The sequence below is a fragment of the Janthinobacterium sp. GW456P genome (genome assembly GCF_002127655.1).
Classification (GTDB): Bacteria; Pseudomonadota; Gammaproteobacteria; order Burkholderiales; family Burkholderiaceae_D; genus Janthinobacterium.
This window is the reverse complement of the sequence record NZ_NEHB01000048.1, coordinates 1-16,176: the sequence shown is the minus strand read 5'-3', so window position 1 is coordinate 16,176 and position 16,176 is coordinate 1. Positions and strand designations below refer to the sequence as shown.

General features: G+C 64.5%; 17 protein-coding genes. 8 read left to right on the top strand and 9 right to left on the bottom strand.

Annotation, left to right across the window (positions count from 1 at the left end; translation table 11 throughout):
• Positions 1–1,044 (bottom strand): type IV pilus twitching motility protein PilT, encoded by a 1,044-nt coding sequence (locus CBW66_RS27370; RefSeq protein WP_086140814.1) that lies wholly within the window; start codon positions 1,042–1,044, stop codon positions 1–3.
• A gap of 70 nt (positions 1,045–1,114) precedes the next feature.
• On the opposite strand from CBW66_RS27370, the gene CBW66_RS27365 reads away from it, so the two are divergent.
• Together CBW66_RS27365 and proC are read left to right on the top strand one after the other, a co-directional pair.
• Positions 1,115–1,816, top strand: coding sequence for a YggS family pyridoxal phosphate-dependent enzyme (locus tag CBW66_RS27365; protein WP_086140813.1), 702 nt, complete (start codon positions 1,115–1,117; stop codon positions 1,814–1,816).
• A gap of 16 nt (positions 1,817–1,832) precedes the next feature.
• On the top strand, positions 1,833–2,663 hold the full coding sequence (gene proC / locus CBW66_RS27360; RefSeq protein WP_086140812.1) for a pyrroline-5-carboxylate reductase: 831 nt from the start codon (positions 1,833–1,835) through the stop codon (positions 2,661–2,663).
• Here the strand turns inward: proC and CBW66_RS27355 are convergent, their stop codons facing one another.
• The 8 genes from CBW66_RS27355 to CBW66_RS27320 form a co-directional block, all read right to left on the bottom strand.
• Positions 2,664–3,380, bottom strand: coding sequence for an anti-sigma factor (locus CBW66_RS27355; protein WP_086140811.1), 717 nt, complete (start codon positions 3,378–3,380; stop codon positions 2,664–2,666). It lies immediately after the preceding gene.
• A complete protein-coding gene (locus tag CBW66_RS27350; protein WP_086140810.1) occupies positions 3,377–3,943 on the bottom strand; it encodes a sigma-70 family RNA polymerase sigma factor in 567 nt (188 codons plus the stop codon). Before CBW66_RS27350 ends, CBW66_RS27355 begins: the two co-directional genes overlap by 4 nt.
• A 90-nt stretch (positions 3,944–4,033) precedes the next feature.
• Positions 4,034–4,591 carry a DUF3455 domain-containing protein gene (locus tag CBW66_RS27345; protein ID WP_086140809.1) on the bottom strand — a complete coding sequence of 186 codons (558 nt, stop codon included), beginning with the start codon at positions 4,589–4,591 and terminating at the stop codon, positions 4,034–4,036.
• Positions 4,592–4,680: 89 nt separating this feature from the next.
• Positions 4,681–5,028, bottom strand: coding sequence for a hypothetical protein (locus CBW66_RS27340; RefSeq protein ID WP_086140808.1), 348 nt, complete (start codon positions 5,026–5,028; stop codon positions 4,681–4,683).
• Positions 5,025–5,402, bottom strand: coding sequence for a phage holin family protein (locus CBW66_RS27335; protein ID WP_081368364.1), 378 nt, complete (start codon positions 5,400–5,402; stop codon positions 5,025–5,027). Before CBW66_RS27335 ends, CBW66_RS27340 begins: the two co-directional genes overlap by 4 nt.
• Positions 5,403–5,458: 56 nt before the next feature.
• Entirely contained in the window at positions 5,459–5,815 is a 357-nt protein-coding gene (locus tag CBW66_RS27330; RefSeq protein ID WP_070222586.1) for a DUF883 family protein, read from the bottom strand.
• A gap of 108 nt (positions 5,816–5,923) precedes the next feature.
• The gene (gene ubiA, locus CBW66_RS27325; protein WP_086140807.1) at positions 5,924–6,778 is read right to left on the bottom strand and encodes a 4-hydroxybenzoate octaprenyltransferase; all 855 of its coding nucleotides are present in this window, start codon (positions 6,776–6,778) and stop codon (positions 5,924–5,926) included.
• A gap of 58 nt (positions 6,779–6,836) precedes the next feature.
• A complete protein-coding gene (locus CBW66_RS27320; RefSeq protein WP_086140806.1) occupies positions 6,837–7,775 on the bottom strand; it encodes a hydrogen peroxide-inducible genes activator in 939 nt (312 codons plus the stop codon).
• 134 nt (positions 7,776–7,909) lie between these two features.
• Between CBW66_RS27320 and CBW66_RS27315 the strand changes: the two genes are divergently transcribed.
• The 6 genes from CBW66_RS27315 to CBW66_RS27290 all read left to right on the top strand — a co-directional run bounded on the left by CBW66_RS27315 (position 7,910) and on the right by CBW66_RS27290 (position 15,972).
• Positions 7,910–8,149, top strand: coding sequence for a DUF3717 domain-containing protein (locus tag CBW66_RS27315; RefSeq protein WP_086140805.1), 240 nt, complete (start codon positions 7,910–7,912; stop codon positions 8,147–8,149).
• A gap of 33 nt (positions 8,150–8,182) precedes the next feature.
• Positions 8,183–8,665, top strand: coding sequence for a D-glycero-beta-D-manno-heptose 1-phosphate adenylyltransferase (gene rfaE2, locus CBW66_RS27310; RefSeq protein WP_086140804.1), 483 nt, complete (start codon positions 8,183–8,185; stop codon positions 8,663–8,665).
• Positions 8,666–8,843: 178 nt separating this feature from the next.
• Positions 8,844–10,289 (top strand): hypothetical protein, encoded by a 1,446-nt coding sequence (locus CBW66_RS27305; protein WP_139841808.1) that lies wholly within the window; start codon positions 8,844–8,846, stop codon positions 10,287–10,289.
• A complete protein-coding gene (locus CBW66_RS27300; protein ID WP_086140802.1) occupies positions 10,286–11,755 on the top strand; it encodes a hypothetical protein in 1,470 nt (489 codons plus the stop codon). Before CBW66_RS27305 ends, CBW66_RS27300 begins: the two co-directional genes overlap by 4 nt.
• A 44-nt stretch (positions 11,756–11,799) precedes the next feature.
• Positions 11,800–12,240, top strand: coding sequence for a hypothetical protein (locus CBW66_RS27295; RefSeq protein WP_086140801.1), 441 nt, complete (start codon positions 11,800–11,802; stop codon positions 12,238–12,240).
• 30 nt (positions 12,241–12,270) lie between these two features.
• Entirely contained in the window at positions 12,271–15,972 is a 3,702-nt protein-coding gene (locus tag CBW66_RS27290) for a tubulin-like doman-containing protein (protein ID WP_086140800.1), read from the top strand.
• The last annotated feature ends 204 nt before the right edge of the window (positions 15,973–16,176 follow it).

Sequence of the window (16,176 nt, the reverse complement as noted above, 5' to 3'; positions counted from 1 at the left end):
TTATCCGGGGAAGTTTTCAGGCGACTTGGCGGCCGAGCGGGCCGTCTCGGCCGAGATCGTGCCGCGCCGCACGAGGTCGGACAGGCACTGGTCCAGGGTCTGCATGCCCACGTTGCTGCCCGTCTGGATGGCCGAATACATTTGCGCCACTTTCGCTTCGCGGATCAGGTTGCGCACGGCGGGCGTGGCCAGCATGATTTCATGCGCGGCCACGCGGCCCGCGCCGTCCTTGGTTTTGAGTAAGTTCTGCGAAATGACGGCCTGCAGGGATTCGGACAGCATGGCGCGCACCATTTCCTTTTCCTCGGCGGGGAAGACGTCGATGATGCGGTCGATCGATTTCGCCGCCGACGAGGTGTGCAGGGTGCCGAACACCAGGTGGCCCGTCTCGGCCGCCGTCAGCGCCAGGCGGATGGTTTCCAGGTCGCGCAATTCGCCCACCAGAATGACGTCCGGGTCTTCGCGCAGGGCCGAGCGCAGCGCGTTGCTGAACGAATGCGTGTGGGAACCCACCTCGCGCTGGTTGATCAGGCATTTTTTCGGTTCATGCACGAATTCGATCGGGTCTTCGATGGTCAGAATATGGTGATTCAGCCGTTCGTTGACGTGGTTCACCATGGCCGCCAGGGTGGTCGACTTGCCGGAACCGGTCGGCCCCGTCACCAGCACCAGGCCGCGCGGGCGCATGGCCAGTTCGCCGAAGATGCGCGGCGCGTTCAGGTCTTCCAGGCTCAGCACTTTTGACGGAATCGTGCGCAGCACGGCCGAGGCACCGCGTTCCTGGTTGTAGGCATTGACGCGGAAGCGGGCCAGGCCGGGAATCTCGAACGAGAAATCGCACTCGAGCGCCTCTTCATACGCCTTGCGCTGGCTGTCGTTCATGATGTCGTAGATCATGCTGTGCACTTCCTTGTGCTCGAGCGGCGCCACGTTCAGGCGGCGCACGTCGCCATTGACCCGTATCATCGGCGGCAGGCCGGAAGACAGGTGCAGGTCGGAAGCCTTGTTGCTGACGGAGAAAGCGAGAAGTTCGGAGATGTCCATTTATAATCCCTGTGCCTGCATTGATGGGCTGGCGCACTGTGCCGCCGCCCCTATACACTAGAAAATGATTATGTCCACAATCGAACAGAACTTGCAAGCCGTGCGCGACAGTATTGCGCAGGCGGCCGTGGAGGCGCAGCGCGCCCCTGCCGACGTGACCCTGCTGGCCGTGTCAAAAACCTTCGGCGCGGACGCCGTGCTGGCGGCGATGCGGGCGGGGCAGATGGCGTTTGGCGAAAACTATCTGCAGGAAGCGCTCGACAAGATCGCCTTTGTGAAGGAGGCCTCGCCGCGGCACGTCCCGGCATGGCATTTCATCGGCCCCATCCAGAGCAACAAGACGCGTCCCATCGCCGAACATTTTGACTGGGTGCATACGGTGGAGCGGGAAAAGATCGCCGCGCGCCTGTCCGAGCAGCGCCCGGCCGGCTTGCCGGATCTGAATATCTGTTTGCAAGTCAATATCAGCGGCGAAGCGAGCAAGAGCGGCGTGACGCCGATGGATTTGCCGGCGCTGGCGCATGCCGTGGCGCTGCTGCCCCGCCTGCGCTTGCGCGGTTTGATGGCGATTCCCGAGCCGGAAACGGATGTCACCCTCCAGCGCCGTGCGTTCGCGCAATTGCGCGCGCTGTACGAACAATTGAAGGCGGACGGGCTGGCGCTCGACACCCTGTCGATGGGCATGTCGGCCGACCTGCGCGCCGCCGTGCTCGAGGGCGCCACCATCGTGCGCGTGGGCAGCGCCATCTTTGGTTCCCGCAACTATTCCTGATGAAGAGAGAACAAGCATGACGACAGAATTGAATATCGCATTCGTAGGCGGCGGCAACATGGCCGCGGCCCTGATCGCCGGCCTGGCGGGCAAGCTGACCCTGGGCGTCAATATCCACGTGATCGACCCGCACGCGCCGGCGCTGGAAAAATTGCAGGCGCAATTCGGCGTCACGACAGCCACTGCCACCAGCGAGGTGCTGCGCGGCGTGGACGTGATCGTGCTGGCCGTCAAGCCGCAAAGCATGCGCGACGTGGCGGCGCAGCTGCTGCCCTTCCTCGACGGGGAACGGGCGCCATTGGTGCTGTCGATCGCGGCCGGCATCCGCGCGCAAGACCTGTCGCGCTGGCTCGGCGGTTATTCCGCCATCGTGCGCTGCATGCCGAACACGCCGGCCCTGATCGGCATGGGCATCACGGGCATGGTGGCCAGCGATGGCGTCAGCGACGAGCAAAAGAAAATGGCCGATGCCATCCTGCGCGCCGTCGGCCAGACCGTCTGGCTCGATGACGAAGCCAAGATCGACCCCGTGACTGCCGTGTCCGGCAGCGGTCCCGCCTACGTGTTTTATTTTATCGAAGCGATGCAGCAGGCGGCCGCCGAACTGGGCCTCACGCCGGAGCAGGGCACGCAGCTGGCCATCGCCACGTTCACGGGCGCGGCGCAGCTGGCGGCCAACTCCAGCGAACCCGTCTCCCTGCTGCGCGAGCGGGTCACGTCGAAGGGCGGCACCACGTATGCGGCCCTCACCAGCATGGAAGAGAGCGGCGTGAAGGCGGCCATCGTCAAGGGCATCAAGGCGGCAGCCCAGCGCGGGCGCGAGATGGGTGACGAGCTGGGCAAGTAATCAGATGACCTTGACGGCGCGGCCAATGTAGAGCACCGGTCCCGTCGGCCTGCCCGTCGGCGAACCCGTTGCCGGCTCCAGCGTGATTTCAAACAGTTGCTCGGGCTGCAGCGGCGGCAGCTTATCCAGGGTCAGCCTGAGGCTTTGACCCGGCTTGACCAGGCCCAGCGAGACGGGCGCGCCCCAGTCCTTGCCCTTGGTCCAGAATTGCAGGGCTTTCTGCCGCGGCACCATGGTCGGCCCCAGCGGGATCAGGCTCAGGTCGCGGTTCTGGCCGCCGCGTCCGCCCGCCTGCACGATCCAGCCCGGCGATTTGTCTTGCGGCGCCACCAGCACCACCAGATAGCCGGGTCCGCCGGGCGCTTGCAGTTGCACGCTGACCAGCACGGCCAGCGCGGCCGTGGCCAGCAAGCCGCCACCGGCCAGTACTCTCCAGAAGGCCAGGCTGTTCCACCACGCTTGCCAGCCGCCCGCCTGTTGCACGGTTTTCGGCGTGAACAGGCTGGCGCTGATGCGCGGCCACAGTTGCGCCGAGGGCGTTTCGGGCGGCGCCAAAGTCGTCAAGGGCAGCAGACGCCGTTCCCAGTCGGCCACGGCGTCGCGCAAGGCGGCGTCGCGCGGCAAACGCTGTTCCACCTCGGCGCGCTCGGCCAGCGCCAAAGTGCCCAGCACATATTCGCCGGCCAGCCGTTGCCATTCCTCGTCGCTGTCGATCATCCCATGCACTCCCGCAAGGCGGCCAGGCCCCGCTTGACCCAGGCCTTGACGGTCCCCAGCGGCGCTTGCAGGCGTTGCGCGATCTCGCTATGGGAACAGCCATCGACATAGGCGTACAGGATGCTGTTGCGCTTGGGTTCGTCCAAGTGGCCCAGGCAGTCGTGCAGCTTGCCCATGTTCGCCTGCAGGGCGTAGGCGTCCGAGGTGGCGCCGGCATCGTTGCCTTCGCGTTCATGCAGCAGGGTTTCCACGGTATCCTCGTCGGCCGATACTTCATGCGCGCGGGCGCGCGCCACGTCCAGCGCCTGGTGCCGCACCACCACATAGATCCAGCCCTTGCCGCTGCCGCGCGTGGCGTCGAAGCTGCCGGCGCGGCGCCAGATGTTCAGGAAGGCGTCGTGCAGCACGTCTTCGGCCAGCGCCCGCTGGCGCACGATGCGCAGGGCCACGCCCAGCAGGTAGCGGCTTTCCTGTTGGTACAGGCCGTGCAATGCCTGCTGCTCGCCCCTGGCGCAGGCGCGCAGGGCGGCATCGTAATCGTAAGGGGCGGCTAGCGTTGGCAAGGTTGGCGCAATCGTCGAGTGAACGGTTAGCAAATTTTCAAGGCCGAGTATAGGCCAGAAACCAGCTTGCCAACCGTCGCTTGAAAGGATTTATGCCGATTTCCAAAAAATGTAATCTGCCTGGTAGGGCACCCATTGTTTGGCGCCGACAGATTCCATGCCGCAGGGGCTGCTTGGCGCCACGCCGCCGCTGGTGGCCACGCGCTGGATGTAGCTGACGCCCTGCATGGCGCCGCTGCCCGTGGCAGGATTGGCCTTGACCAATTGATAGGGGATATTGCCCGCGCCGGCCGGCGCCACGGCCACTTGCGTCGCCGTCACTTTCGAGCCGTCCAGGCTGGCCCAGGTGGCGGGCGGTCCCACATACGTGCCCACTTGCATGCCGCCGCGGTCGTTCAAGGCCGCGTCCGGGCCCACGAAGACCCATTCATGCCCCGTCATGTCCTTCTTCGCCCGGCATTCGTAGGCGATCTTGCCCACGCCCACCGTCTGCATGGCCACCTGATGGCCATCGGGCACTTTGACGGCGGTCGGCAATTGTTCCTGCGAGTAGCGCGCGCTCATCGGTGCGCAGGCGGCCACGAGCAGGGCGGCGCACAGGACGGTGAGCGAAGGGGCGGTATGGCGTGGGGCGATGGTGGCATGCATGGCAAGCTCCTGGTAGTTGGCTCAACCGGCTGGTTGATACCATTACTACGCATGGGTTTGCCATTTGGATGCAGCCCCGTAAAAATATTTTAGCGCGGCGTATCTTTCTTGCTGAAACGCTGCGCCAGCGCCAGCACGACGGGCATGGCGGTGGTGGCGTGCTTGAGCAATGCGCCGCTGGCCCGCAGCAGCGGCAGGAAGCGGCGCGGTCGCACGAGCAGCAAGCCCAGCACGGCGCCGCCCAGCATCAGGGGAATTTTAAAGCGCGTGGCCAGGGTGTGGCGCAGATTGCCGCCCGTCAGCGATTCCAGTAACTGGCGCGTCTGCACGCCCAGGGCCAGGCGCTGCAGCGCGCATTCGGCCAGCAGCGCGTCGCGCCGCTGCGCCAGGCTGGCGGCCGTGTGGACGTGCGACAACTTGGTGGGATGCGTGGTCATGGCCGCTCCGATCCCCGGCGCGCCAGCAGTTGCAGCTCGTCCAGGTCTTTGTTCAGTTCGGAAAGTGTGAAGGACAGCAGTTTCGGCTTGCTGCGGAAACTGGCGCGCACGCCCAGCAGGGTGGCGATGGCGGCGACGATGAAGACGGCGGCCGTGATGGCGATGGCGGCGATGCGGTGCGTATCCCAGAACAGCACGATGACGAGGAACACGATCAAGACCAGGCCGACGAACAGGCACAGCAGCGCCAGCATGGCCAGCGCCAGATAGGACAGGAAGCGCAGCGACTCTTCTTCCATTTCCACGGCCGCCAGGGCCAGACGGGTCTGGACGATGGCGGCGAGGGTCGCTGCGACTTGGGCGACATGGTGCATGATAGCCATATGCTGCCTTTCGCGTCAGGAGACGGCGAACGCCGTCGGTACTACTACTAGCGGCGTGACGAGGAAAGCAGCAGGCCGAACAGCACGCCCACGACGGCGCCCGCGCCCACGGCTTTCCATGGATTGTCCTGCACGTATTCGTCGGTGGCCTTGGCCGCCTTCTTGGTGCGTTCGAGCAAGTCTTCTTCCAGCTTGATCAAATCTTTCTTGGCCGTTTCCAGGGTGGCGATGAACTTGTCCTTGACGGCTTTGACATTCTCGCCCGTCTGATCCTTGGCGCCATCGAGCCAGCCTTCCGCTTCATTGATGACGGTTTTCAGGTCGCCGACCAGTTTGTCGCGGGCCTTGTCGGCGTCGGCGAGGATGCTGTCGCTGCTGGATTTGCCGGTATGTATCGAGTTCATGTATTACCTCATGGAAGTGAAACTGCACAGTGAAATACCAGTGTAGGCAGCTGCGGCCAGGCTTGTCTTGCGCCGCCTCAAGGGCTGCCGCGGCGCAAGGGGTATTGCTTAACGGAAAGCAAAGTCCAGCGCCACGCCCGCAAACACCGCCGCTCCTAGCCAGTTATTATGCCGGAATGCCGCAAAACACGGCATACGCTCGCGTGCGCGGATCAAGGTGTAGTGGTAAACGGCGCAGCCGGCCGCCACCAGCAGGCCCGCGACGAACCAATAGCGCAAGCCCAGGTACCAGCCGCATGCCAGCCACAGCAGCAGGAAAACGGCATAGCAGAACATGACGATGGCCACGTCGTAGCGGCCGAAGGTGATGGCCGAGGTCTTGATGCCGATCTTTAAATCGTCGTCGCGGTCGACCATCGCATATTCCGTATCGTAAGCCACGGCCCAGAAGACATTGCCCAGCAGCAGCAGCCAGGCGACGACGGGCACGCTATCCGTGATGGCGGCAAAGCCCATGGGAATGCCGAAGCCGAAGGCGATGCCCAGGTACGCTTGCGGAATCGCAAAGAAGCGCTTGAAATACGGGTAGGTGCCGGCGATGATGACGGCCGCCACGGACAGTTGCTTGGTCAGCGCATTCAAGGGCAGGATCAGGCAAAAGGCCAGCACGGTCAGCACGCCGGCCACGGCCAGCGCTTCCTTGCCGCTGATGCGACCGCTGGTGATGGGGCGTTCCGCCGTGCGCTTGACGAATTTGTCGATATCCTGGTCGGCGTAGTCGTTGATGGCGCAGCCTGCCGAGCGCATCAGGAAAGTGCCGAGCGTGAAGATGAGCAGCAGCCGCCAGTCCGGCACGCCTTGCTGCGCCAGCCACAGCGCGCACAGGGTAGGCCACAGCAGCAACACGGTACCGATAGGCTTGTCCAGCCGTATCAGGCGGAAATACAGCGCCAGCTTGTTCATGGAAGACTCGATCTTGTTGAAGAGAAAGGTCGATTATCGCAAATAGTATGTAAATGTACTATTCGTCGTCTTCGCACAAGGGGATGATACCAGGCAAGTTGCAGCTGGCGATGGCCGCGCACAGGGCGTCGATGGCCGCCTTGCGCGTAAAACTCTTACGCCACAGCATCACCACCCGGCGCGATGGCACGGGGGCGGCGAAGGGCCGGTATTCGAGCATGCCGTCGGTGGCGTGCATATTGGCGACGGAGGCGCGCGGCAACACCGTCAGGCCGATGCCGCTGGCCACCATGTGGCGGATGGTTTCCAGCGAAGAACCTTCAAACGTGCGCTGCATGCCGTTGCCGGGCGAGGAAAAGCGCGCCATTTCGGGGCACACTTCCAGCACCTGGTCGCGGAAGCAGTGGCCATTGCCCAGCAAGAGCATGGTTTCCGATTTCAAATCCTGTGCGGCGATTTTTTCACGCGCCGTCCACGGATGCTGGCGCGGCATGGCCACGACGAACGGTTCGTCATACAGTTCCTGCATGGCCATGCCGTGATCGGGCAGGGGCAGGGCCATGATGGCCACGTCCAGTTCGCCCTGGCGCAGCAATTCGAGCAGGCGAACCGTGAAGTTTTCCTGCAAAATCAAAGGCATCTGCGGTACCTGGTCTATCATGGCCTTGACCAGCGGCGGCAGCAGGTAGGGGCCGATCGTATAGATCACGCCCAGGCGCAGGGGGCCGGCCAGCGGGTCCTTGTTCTGCTTGGCAAGTTCCTTGATGGCGGCCGTCTGTTCCAGCACGCGCTCGGCTTGCGCGATGATCTGCGCGCCCAGGGGCGTGACGGAGATTTCCGCGCCGCCCCGTTCGAACAGGACCACGCCCAATTCGTCTTCGAGTTTCTTGATGGCCACTGACAGGGTGGGCTGGGCGACGAAACAGGCTTCGGCGGCGTGGCCGAAGTGCTTCGCTCGCGCGACTGCAACGATATATTTCAGTTCAGTCAGTGTCATAGCTTGATTGAAACACAGGAAGTACTTACTTGCAATGAGTGAAAGGTGGCGCAAACGTGAAACTGTGGCGCCGATGGCGTATTGTAGCGGATCGCCCCCTATAATGCGGGAGCGGGCGGCGGAAGGAGAGGGCGATGGAATTGCGGATGCAGGCGCTGGAAGCGGCGATCAATTATTGGCGTGCCCGGCAACCGGCGCGTGGCAATGAATATGCGCTGTCGCCACCCGTCAGCCGCCTGGCCGGCGTGTATGCGCTGATGATTTATTACCGGCAAGATCGCATCGCCGAAGATCGCCTGGAACCGGCCGTCCTGGCCTTGATCGACGTCTGGCGCCGTGATGCCGCTGGCATCCAAGGCGATAGCCACGCCTGAGTGTGACCGTATTTAACCCAACAAGAGATAGCCATGCCTGATTTTGAAAACAAACTGTGCGGCCGCGATGAACTGCGCGCCCGCGCCGCAGCCCTGCCGAAACCGGTGGTAGTGACGAACGGCGTGTTCGACATTTTGCACCGCGGCCACGTGACCTACCTGGCGCAAGCGCGCGCGCTGGGCGCTTCGCTGATCGTTGCCGTGAATACCGATGCTTCGGTGAAACGTCTGGGCAAGGGCGACGACCGCCCCCTGAACAGCTGCGAAGACCGCATGGCCGTGCTGGCCGCCCTGGAAGCGGTGAGCCTGGTCGTGCCGTTCTCGGAAGACAGCGCCCTGGAAGTGGTGCAGGAGGTCGAGCCGGAAATCTATGCCAAGGGCGGCGACTACGACATGGCGGCCATCCCCGAAGGCAAGGCCGTGCTGGCGTATGGCGGCCAGGCCGTGGCCATCGACTTCGCGCATGACCGCTCGACCACCAAGCTGCTGACGAAAGTGCGGACGCAGCAGGGCTGAGGACCGTCGTCAATGTTTCCATACAGATAAAAAGACGTTACTATGAGAACTGCCAGGGCTGCGACTTCGTTTCGGCAGCCCCAGCGCGTTACACCGTCTGAACTGCATTGCTTGTCATAGAAAATACATGGATCATAAAACTTCTGGGGATTGGCCACTGCCTTCCGGCGTCTGGCACGTGGATGACGCGGGCGCGTGGAGCATGCAGCGCAGCGCGGACGGCCAGAACGTCTCGCCCTTGGTGAGCCAGGCTGATATCGGCAAGCTGATGCTGGCGCGGCGCCTGCCCGCGGCGGCCGGCGCGCCCGTGCGGCAGTTCCCGCCCGAATTTGCGTTCGACCCCGCCTCGGGCGCGGCCTTGCAAGTGCCGCCCGAGGCGGCCGCCACGCCGTCCGGCCGCCCGCCTTGGGTGCCGCCTTTCGGTGCCCATCCCGTCAGCGATGTGCCGCCGGCCGGCCCGGCCGGCTTGCGCCAGGCCAGCGTGTCCCTGAAACTGGCCGACCAGCGCGTGCGCGAAGAGCATGCGCAGGCCGATGCCTCGCTGCCGATGCCGCCGCCGGGCGAATACGAATTCTTTTCCGCCCGGTTCGGCACCAGCGCGCCCGCGCTGCTGGCGCTCGACCCGCGCAAGGCCGTTTTGCACGCCTGGCTGCCCGCTTCGAAACGCTGGCTGGCGCTCGATCCCGACGCTGGCAGCCTGCTGGCCGAATCGGACCTGGCCCACGGCGCCTGGCGCGCCGAGCTGGTGCCGGAATTCAATAGCGTGCTGGTCTTGCCGACCAGCCATGGCTTGGCCTGCATCCGCCCCGACGTGCCATCGCTGAGCTACGTCGTCGAGCACGTGGGCGGCGCGCCGTGCGTGGCCGCGCCCGTCTGGTTCCAGAATCGCCTGTGGGCACCGCTGCGCGACGACGATGGCCGCATCCGCTTCGTCAACCTTGATGCCGCGCAAAAGCCGGGCAGCGACGTGCTGCTCGATGGCGTGGTCGAGCTCGGCACCGTCGGCGCGCCCGTGGCCTACAACCGCATGGCCGTGTGGCCGTGCGCCAACGGCCAGCTGCGCTTGCAGCTGCAGCCGGACGGCAACGTGGCCGCGTCGTTGACGCCCTGGCCCGAAGGGCTGGTGCCGCATTTCGAATTCGGCAGCCCGTACGTGTCGCGCGATGGCGGCCTGTGGCAGCTGTGCTTCGAGCGCAGCCGTGGCACCTATGTCTACGTGAAACTGGGCGCGCAGTCCGAGCGGGCCGACGCGCTGGCGCCGCGCCTGTGTTCGGGCAGCTTCAATTACCGTTTCGCCGCCAAGCTGAAGACGGCGCCGTGGGAAGAACCGGAACACGGCGACGATGGCGGCAAGAACCAGGCCGTCATGCCGCTGCTCGAATCGGGCGAAGGCAACAGCGTGTTCGGCGTCAAGTTCGCCACCAGCGCCGGCCTGTCGAGCGTGCTGCGCTCGAACGAGCGCCTGGCGGCCCAGCTGGTGCAGGACGACGAGTTGCGCGAGACCGTGTTTCACACGTTTGCCGTCAGCGAGCCGTGGCGCTTGCGCCTGTTTGTCCATGAAGGCAGCTTGTGGGCTTATCACCCGCTGCTGTCGCGCATCGATGGCTGGACCTTGCAGGCATGAAAGCGCGCGTCCTGATCGCGGCCTGCGCCGCTTTGCTCAGTGCAGCCGGCGTGCAGGCGGCCGGCATCCAGCAAGCCTTTCTCGTGCAAAACTCGGGCTGGATGGAGCCGTTCTACACGGATGAACATTCGCAGCTGAAAGCCCTGGTGGGCGCCGTGGCGCAGGCTGCCACGAACCCGTCCGACAAGGTCTATACCCTGGCCTTCAGCCAGAGCAGCGGCAGCAACGTGTCGCCCGCGCTGATCGGGCAGGGGCAGGGCGGCGCTGGCGTGGCGGGCCAGCTGGCCAGCCTGGGCTTGGCGCGCAAGGGCGCCGGCGGCGCGCTGGCCGATACGGATTTCCAGGAAGCCGTGACGAAAACCATCACGGGGCCGTTCCAGTCTGCCTCCGGCATCGTGTGGATTTTTACGAATAACAAGAACAGCCCGAACAACGACAGCCAGACGGCAGAACGCAACCGTGATTTTTACCGCTTGCTGCATCTGGAGCCGTCGATTACCAAGACGGTGGTGTTTCCACTGCGCATGCCCGTGCAGGGCAAGCTGTACAGCGCCAAGGGTTTGATGGTGTATGCGCTCGCGTATGGCCAGCCGGCGTCCGAGGCGTTGACCCGTATCCTGGCCGAAGGGCGGCTGTCGCAAGTGCTGACGCGTCCGCCCGCGCGGCTGAAACCGGTGGACCAGGATGCCGTGCGCATCGTGCCCCAGTCCGTCAAGAACAGCGCCAATGTGCACGCCAGCCTGGGCCGCGACGGACGCACCATCGTGCTCGACGTCGATGCGGCCAAGCTGGTACCGCAAGTGCTGCTGCAGGCATCCCTGCAAAACATGTTTTTCCCGTACGTGATCGACAGCGCCAGGGTGCACGCCAGCCTGGCGGGCCAGAATGCGCCGCTGCACGTTGCGCCAGATCAAATCCGCCAGTTGCAGCCGGGCGCCAGCCAGTCCGTGCAGGTGCAGTTCGCCCTGCCGATGGCGCAGATTCCGTCGCCGTGGTCGGCGCAGGCGATCGCCGCCATGGGCAAGCAGGTGATGTTGCCGATGCGGGCGCAAGTGGGCCTGTCGGAACAGCGGCTGGCGCTGGCGTCCAGTTTCGGCAAGGACTTGCAGGAACTGTTTCCCGGCGACCCGATCTCGGACATGTTTACGCCGCCCGACAGCGTGCGCGCCTCGCAGGCGACGATCCCCTTGCTGGTGCGCATACAGTATCCGCTGCTGCCCGTGCTGGTGATCCTCGGCGGCGTGCTGGCGCTCGTGCTGGGCTTGCTGGCGCTGGGTTTGCTTGGCACGCGCGCCACGCGCTACAAGGTGATGATGGACGGCGTGCAGCGGCAAGTGCTGCTGAAACCATTCAAAAGCGTACAGATCCGCGACGATGACGGCCGCGACATCGGCGAACTCAAACGGGGCCTGGGCAAGCCTGCCGTCGTGCGCGTGGCCGAAGGCCATACCCTGAGCCTGGCCTGAGCAACCATTCTTTAAAAAAACCTTCTATTCAACTGAGGCATACCATGGCGCAAGAGACTCCCAAAGACAACAGCGGTTTTACCCTGCCGGCCCCCGCATCCGTGCCGCCGGCAGCCGATGCGGCGGGCGCACCGGCATCCGCCACCACCGCAACGACCGAAGCTGTGCCCGTGTTGGACCCTGCCGGCACGACCGACACCTCGTCGCGCGACACCCTGGTCGGCGGCGTCGTGCTGTTGCTGCTGTTTATCGCCTTTTTCTTTGCCAAGAATGCGTATGCGAATGGCCTGGTGGCCAAGCGCGTGCCGCCGAACAAGGCCAATGCCTCGGGCTGGTGGCTGTTCATCTTCCTGGCCAGCCTGGCGACCGGTGTCGTGCTGGCGGCCGTGAACGCGCATAAATTCCTCGCGCCACTGTTCATGGGACCGTTGGTGCTGGTGGGCCTGGTAGCGTTGCTGTTGACGTTCACCTCCAGCCGCCGCTAAGCGGCAACACGTTTCATCCAAGGAATCACCATGGCAGAGAATCTGAACCAAACCATCATCGGCGGCGCCAGCGAGCGCAAGCAGGACAAGATCATCGAACTGCGCCCGACCCTGTTCATCGGCATCGGCGGCACGGGTATGCAGGTGCTGATGCGCGTGCGCCGGCGCATCCTCAACACCCTGTGGGGCGGCGCGGGCAACCGCACCCGCATCGAGGGCCTGGCGGACTTTCCTATCGCGCAATTCATCCATTTCGACCTCGACAATGGCGCCGTGATCGAAAGCGGCGAGTCGCAGGCGAAGGACTTGCAGTTCGACCAGGTGAAGTTCACGGATGACGACAAGGTGGTCGAGTCGTTCGACATGGACAAGTACAGCCGCGATGAAGATTCCCTGGAAAAATATCCGCACATCAAGGAATGGCTGCCGCTGACGCCGCAGCGCATCCGCGAATTGCGTTTTGACATGAGCAGCGGCGCGGGCCAGATCCGCGCCGTGTCGCGCCTGTATTTCTTCGACAAGTACGCGAAGATCCGCGACAAGATCCGCTTGAAATTGAAAGCCCTGAAGACGGGCCTGTCGCACGAGCGCCAGCTGGCCGAACTGGGTTTGCGCACGGAAACGAACCGTTTCCGCATCGTCATCGTCGGTTCCGTGGCGGGCGGCACGGGTTCCGGTTCCTTCCTGGACATGGGCTTGCTGGCGCGCTGGCTGGCGCGCAGCGAAGTGGGCGCGGCCGACGTGGAGCTGATGTTGTTCTTGCCGACCGGCTACACCAAGGCCAATAAGGACCGGGTCGAGGCCAACGGCTATGCCGCGCTGATGGAGCTGGAATCGGCGATGATGGGCAACAAGGGCTATGTGGGCCGCTGGGATGCGTACGACCGCCCGGAACTGACGCGCGAGCCGTACAGCGAGGTTTACCTGATCGATTCGGGCAACCTGGCGCAGCAGCACACCAAGGATGTCAGCGACGTCTACCACATGGTGGCCGACTCGCTGTTCGAGGATTTCGCCTCGGCCGACTTCGCGCGCGCCAAGCGCTCGATCGCCGTCAACCAGGCGCAGCACAAGAACTCGCTGTACAACGCGCCCGTGCCGCAAGACCGCTTCGGCGACATGCGGCTGTATTTCTCGAAGCGCTTTTCCTCGTTCGGCATGGCCGTGCTCGATACGCGCCAGGAAGCGGCGCGCGACGAGCGGGCCCACCGTTGGGCCGGTGCCATGCTGCAAGCGTTCTTTGGCGTGGGTGGCACGGATGCGGGCGCCAACCGCGCCACGGATACGCAGCGCGATAATTTCCTCGCCGCTAATATGTTCCTGAAGGGGACGCCGTTCAGCGACTTCCCCGAGTTTTCCGACAAGAGTATCGAACTGAAGCGCTCCAGCGGCGATTTCATCGATTTCCGCGTCGTCGACGAATTGCTGGAAGACCGCCACGGGCACTTGCTGGCCGGCGTGGAAAACAGGGTCAACACGCGCATCAACGATATCCGCACGGGCTTCGACCGCAGCGAATGGCCGGCGCAGGTGCGCGACGCGATGAAGCACCTGGAACGCGACGCCGTGCGCGACCAGGATTCCACGGCCGATACGACGGAAGACCGCATCAGCAAGCGCCGCCGCGAAGTGCTGGAGGACGTCAAGAAAGTCGTGCGCGACCAGTTGTATGGCTATCTTGATAATAAAGAATTCGGCGGCCTGGAATACGTGCTGTCGCTGGTGGAGCAGATCAAGGACCGCATCGAGGCGCCGGGCAGCGGCTTGACGGCGCAGATCGGCGCGAACGCCGAGCGCTACCGCGAAATCAAGGAAGCCGTGCGCTCGCGCGAATACGAGCGCCTGCTGAACAACCTGGAACAGACGCGCAGCACCTTCGGCTTCCTCAGCAATGGCGAAAAGCAGGCCGGTGTGGTAATGGACCATTTGCGCACGGAAATGGCGAATGCCCTGAAATTCCATTTGCGCGCCAAGGCGGCGGACGAGTCCGTCCTTCTGCTGGGCGAGCTGTCGCGCTGGCTGGGCAACCGGATCGGCGTCGATGCGCAAGGCCGCGCCCAGTGGAATGGCCTGGTGGGCGAGCTGCAATCGGGCCGCGAAGGCGTGCTGGCCATGCTGGCGGAACTGAAGACGGCGAACACGATTTTGCAAAAAGACCTCGACAAGGAACACGCGACCCTGATCGTCATTCCCGTCATGGAAAAAGACATTGCGCTGCCCTCGGGCACCGTCCTGCGCCAGTGGGCCGATGAAGCGTTCAAGGACATGGGCGGCTCGAAAGCGCTGTTCCCCATGCTGGGCGAACCGGCGCAGCGCGGCTTGATCCTGGCCAAGGTCACGCGCATGGCCGAGAACATGATCGCCACGACGGGCCTGGCGGAAGGCGCCACCAGCGTGCCCGACCCGCTGGTCGAGGCGCTCGAGCAGATGGACGTGTCCGAACGCCTGGACCGCTTCCGCAAGCTGCTGGCCTGTTCCATGCCGTGGATCGACGCCAATATGGCTGGCGATTTCACGGTCGTGTCGGACCAGTTCAAGTGCGTGATCGGCGTGGCCAACGCGGCCGCCTTCAAGGCGAAGTTCGGCGCCGAGCTCGAGTCGTGCGTGCCGACCCAGGTGGGCATCACGGTGAGCCAGCTGGAAATCGTCGAGACGGGCATCCGCGGGCGCGCCGTGTGCTATTGCGAACTGGCCGGCGTGCCGATGACGGTGCTGCGGGGCTTGGAAGGCTGGCGCACCAGTTACCGCAAGGAGGGCGACAACGACAAGGCGCCGACCCACACGCACATCGATCCGACGCAATTCACGCACCCGATCGCACCAAATACGGATGAGATGAAGCGCCTGGCGGAAGACTTCGGCGAATTCCTGCAAGCGATCATGCTGGGCGTGCTGACGCGCCACACGGGCCGCGTCGTGCCGCCGGGCCAGTACCAGTTTGCCGTCGAGCCGGGCGATTTGCGCCGCATCGGCAACGAACGGGCCATCCGCCAGAACGGCATGCCGGCCTCGTACGAGAAAAATATCGCCCTGCGCATCGAAGAAAAATTGACGGCGCTTGACGCCGTGCAGACGGCCGCCATGGCGGCGCTGGCAAAATACTATGAGCGCACCGTGTATGCGCCCAAGCTGGTGGCGCAAGCCGATGGCTCGCAGTTGCCCTACGTCGGCTTCGGCAGCGCCATTTCCGCCGAAGTGGGCGCGCGCCTGCGCGAGTCGGCGCGCCGCAAGGGCATGGCCAGCGATGAGCTCGACCGCACGGTGCAAGCCCTGCTGGGCCGCCTGAAGGAGTGGGCCAACGTCATCGGCGACTCCGACGGCGATGCCTACGACTGGGAAGTGCGCGAGCCGGAGGCGGATGGCCAGCCGCGCCTGAAGTATGCGATCAAGGCGGAAATGCTGGAAGCGGGGCGCCTTGAGCAATTGCTGCGCCCGGCCAGCGCGCCGGCCGCCGCCGTGGCGCCGGTGTTCGGCATGGCGCCGCCACCGCTGGGCGGCATGCCGCCGCCGCTGGTGGAATACCAGTATTTCCTGGGCATAAACGGCCAGCAGCAGGGACCGTTCACGGCCCAGCAGATCGTGCAATACGTGCAGGCGGGGCAGGTGCTACCCGCCACCACCAAGGTATGGCGCGCCGGCTTGCCGGCCTGGACCGACCTGGCCCAGTTCGCCGAACTGGCGCCTTTGTTCCTCGGCGCGCCGCCACCGTTGATGCCGCCGCCCTTGGGTTGAGTGCTGGAGTGCTGGAATGACGTTGCAATGAAGGATTAGTTTTGGATATCTGTAACAAATGCAAGACGGGCCTGTGGACCGTTGTCGGGCATTGCCCGTACTGCGGTCACGCGCTGGCGGGCGCTGCCAAGCCAGCCGCGGCCGTGCCGCCGCTGCCAGTGGCCGCGCCTGTAGCGCCGCAGGTGCCCGCGCCGGTGCCCGCGC